Origin of the sequence: Prosthecobacter sp., from assembly GCF_029946185.1 — a bacterium.
Classification (GTDB): Bacteria; Verrucomicrobiota; Verrucomicrobiia; order Verrucomicrobiales; family Verrucomicrobiaceae; genus Prosthecobacter.
The window spans coordinates 1-3,459 of the sequence record NZ_JAQSEA010000154.1 but is presented as its reverse complement, the minus strand read 5'-3'; the positions used below and the strand labels follow the sequence as shown (position 1 = coordinate 3,459).

Here is a 3,459-nt window from a genome sequence, read left to right as displayed (position 1 = left end):
TGGCTTGTCTCTGCGGCCGTCCATTCTCTGCGGTTCATTGGGGCTTCATCCATGCGCGCGGCTTCGAGGAGCAGAACTCAACCGCAGAGGTTGGACGGGCGCAGAGGTCTGAGTTTTGAATTCAGGCGGTTTGTCTCTGCGGTCGTCCATTCTCTGCGGTTTATTCAGTCTTAGTTGATGGAGGTGGCTTTGGGGGAAATCATGAGGGGAGGTGAACCGCAGTGGCTGGACGGTCGCAGAGGTCTGTGTGTGTCTGCGATTGTGACATGGACGTGAGTGTCTGACAAAGACGGTGGTGGATGCAGCCTTTGCCGAAATGGATTTCCGCAGCATCTCTTCCTGCCAGGTCTCTTTGGCGCTTGCTGCCGTGCAGTTCCAGGGCTGGCAGGATGCGCTGTGTGCGTTCATGATTTCGGATCTGCTGTGTGCGCAGGCGGTCCCAAAGGTGCAGCGGCGCGGCAGGATCGAGCACGAGAACGAGGACGAGAATGATTCCCCTTCGACGACGCGCTTGACCTCTTGACCTCTTGACCTCTTGACCCCTCAGCCACCTACGCCGCCACCATCTCCTCACGCAGCTTCCAGCGCTGTTCGTGGTTGAGCAGGGTGCGGAAGAAATCTTCCTCTTTTTTTGGCTCCAGTCCGGTTTCGACGGGCAGGCTGAATTCGAGTTCCAGTCCGCGTGGCTCAAGATGGCGTGCCTCGGCGGTGCCGCCGTGCAGGTGCATGGTGACGTAACAGGCCATCATGTTCACCCCAAAATCATCCGGCTTGCGGCTGCGGGTGTAGAAGGGGTCAAACAGATTCACCGGCTTGTCCGCCCCCTGCCAGAGCCCGGTGTCACGCACATACATGACCAGATGCGACTGACCTTTCGCATCCTGCCTGACTTGCGCGCTGATGTGAATGCTGTCCCCAGGACTGAGATGCGTGAGCTCCTCCATGAAGATCAAGCGCCACATCAGGCGGAAGCGCGTGCCGTGCACCAAAACCGGCGGCAGGCTCGGATCAATGGCGACTTCGATCTTCAGATTCTTTTCCTTCATCTGCTCGGCGAACATTTCGACCATCTCTTTGATCACGGCACCGAGATGGCATTCGTCCGTGCGCTCCAGACGCTTGGAGTGCGAGGCCTCGGCCAGCTTCGCCAGCATGGACTGGATGCGTTCGAGCTGTGACTGCGCCTGATTTTGCACATCAATCCAGAAAGAGGGATCGCGTGGATGTGCCCCGCCAATTTCCTCCATCAGTTTCATGGGCGCGAGATCAATGAAGGCACGCACGACGGTGAGGGCATTGCGCAGATGATGGTTCAAACCTTCCGCAAGAATGCCGAGGCCGGAAACTTTGTCTGCGGAGAGCATGTTGCGCACGGACTCCGCCTTTTCTACCAGGAGATGCTCGCGCTCAATGAGGGCGTGGTAGTAGTCCAGACCTTGCTTGAGCACGACGCCGAGTTCATCCGGGTCCCAGGGCTTGTGCAGGTAGCGGAAGCAGCGCCCGGAGTTCACCGCATCCACGGCGGCCTGATAATCGGTGTAGGCTGTGACGAGGATGCGAACGAGATTGGGGTTGAGCTTGCGGGCATGCTCCATCAACTCAATACCGCTGGGCCCTGGCATGCGCTGGTCCGTGAGCAGCAGGCCGATCTGCGGCCCGTAATTTTGCAGGATGCGGTAGCCGTCCATCGCATTGTTGGCGACGTGGATGGTGTACTCATCGCCGAAGATTTCCTTGAAGTAATGCAGCGCCTTCTCTTCGTCATCGACGTAGAGGATGTGATAAGGCGATAGCAGCGGGCTTGGCATCAGCTTCAGATGTGCGCAGGTTTCTTCAGGCTCAGCGTGAACTGCGTGTGGCTGCCCGCAATTGTATCAATCTTCATTTCGCCTTCCATCTGCTGGATCATGCGGAAGCAGATGCTCAAACCCAGGCCCATGCCCTGCCCCACTTGCTTGGTGGTGAAAAAGGGATCGAAAATCTTCGAGAGATTCTCCTTCGGAATTCCCATGCCATTGTCCCGCACGATCAAATCCACGCCGTCCGCCGTTTCCACGGCTTTAAGCAGAATGGTCGGCGAGGGGCGGTCTGCCAGCGCGTCCAGGCTGTTCTGCACGAGATTGAGCAAAATCTGAATGAGGTAGTTTTCGTCTCCCTGCGCGATGAGGCCCGCCGGAATCTCATCCACGAGCACCACGCCGCGATCTCCGATTTCCTTGGCCAGCAGGCGCAGGGACTTGCGTGCGATTTCCTGTAATTCCACCGGTCTGGAGCCGCGATTTTCCGGGTGGGCAAAGGTGCGCAGATCGGAGACGATGGCAGCCACACGGTCGATGCCCTCGCCAATGTCTTCGGCAATGGTGGTGAAGGTCTCGGCGACTTCAGGCGGCAGCGCCCTGCCCTTTTTCTTGAGCAGATAGATCGCCGACTTCACGTAGTTCAGCGGGTTGTTGATCTCATGCACGATGCCGGCGCTGAGGCGGCCGATGGAGGCGAGCTTTTCGCTTTGATCCAGCTGGGCTTCCGTCTCGCGCAGGAGCTTCAGCGTGGCGGTGAGCTCTTCATTGCGTGCGGCGAGTTCTGCGCGCTGGTCCTCCACCTTGCAGCGGCTTTCGAATTCGCGCAGGCGGATGGCATGGTGCTGACGGCTGCCGAAATAGAGGACCACGCAGTTCAGCAGAATGAAGCTGGTGTTGTTCACGAAAATCCCCAGCGCGTGCGTATCGTGGAGGTCCAGATTGGGCAGGGTGGCGGCAAAGTAAGCCAGCACCACCAGGCTGAGGGTGATGCCAATCTCGCGAAACGTCCAATGGAACACAAACGCCGTCGAGACGATGCACAGGATCAGGCCCGCGTAGTAGCCTGAGCCGGGATCTCCACTGAGGTAAATCATGAAGCAGATCATCAGCGCCGGCAGCAGCGGCAGGATGATGGGGTAGGCACGGCAGTATTTCCGCCCGAGAGAGCCATTCAGCGCCAGGAGCAAGGGCACACAACTCGCCGCACAGGCCAGACGCAGCACGAAAAACTGCCAGAAATCGGCTGGATAAGCCATCCAGTCGAGGATGCTGCACAGCGGTACGAGGACCATCACAAACCATGCGCCCATCCGTGCATTGCGCAAATTGAGTTCCATCTGTTCCTGCTCGAACCGGTTGGGCGGAGGCACAATTTTTTGTAAACCACTCCTGACAGGGTGGTCTGTGCAGGATGGGATCAGGTGGGAGCTGATCTCTGCCAAAGCTGTGAAGGACATAATTACTATAAAATTAATAATAAAAGCGTTCTTAAAGCAAGGCAAAAGCGAGGTTTTTTACAATTACGTGACAGGTGGGGACGCTGCGTGGTCAAGGGGTGGTCAAGGGGTGGTCAAGGCGGTCTAGGTGCCCCATCTCGGCGACACCCCTCTTGACCTCTTGACCTCTTGACCTCTTGACCTCTTGACCTCTTGACCTCTTG

General features: G+C 57.7%; 3 protein-coding genes. 1 reads left to right on the top strand and 2 read right to left on the bottom strand.

Features of this window, described 5'->3' with window-relative positions:
- The first annotated feature begins 316 nt into the window (after positions 1-316).
- The gene (locus PSV43_RS13420; protein WP_300197947.1) at positions 317-523 is read left to right on the top strand and encodes a hypothetical protein; all 207 of its coding nucleotides are present in this window, start codon (positions 317-319) and stop codon (positions 521-523) included.
- Positions 524-551: 28 nt separating this feature from the next.
- On the opposite strand, the gene PSV43_RS13415 is transcribed toward PSV43_RS13420, so the two are convergent.
- Positions 552-1,808, bottom strand: a complete 1,257-nt coding sequence (locus PSV43_RS13415) for a hybrid sensor histidine kinase/response regulator (RefSeq protein WP_300197944.1) — start codon at positions 1,806-1,808, stop codon at positions 552-554.
- A gap of 5 nt (positions 1,809-1,813) precedes the next feature.
- Positions 1,814-3,136, bottom strand: coding sequence for an ATP-binding protein (locus PSV43_RS13410; RefSeq protein WP_300197941.1), 1,323 nt, complete (start codon positions 3,134-3,136; stop codon positions 1,814-1,816).
- Between the last annotated feature and the right edge of the window lie 323 nt (positions 3,137-3,459).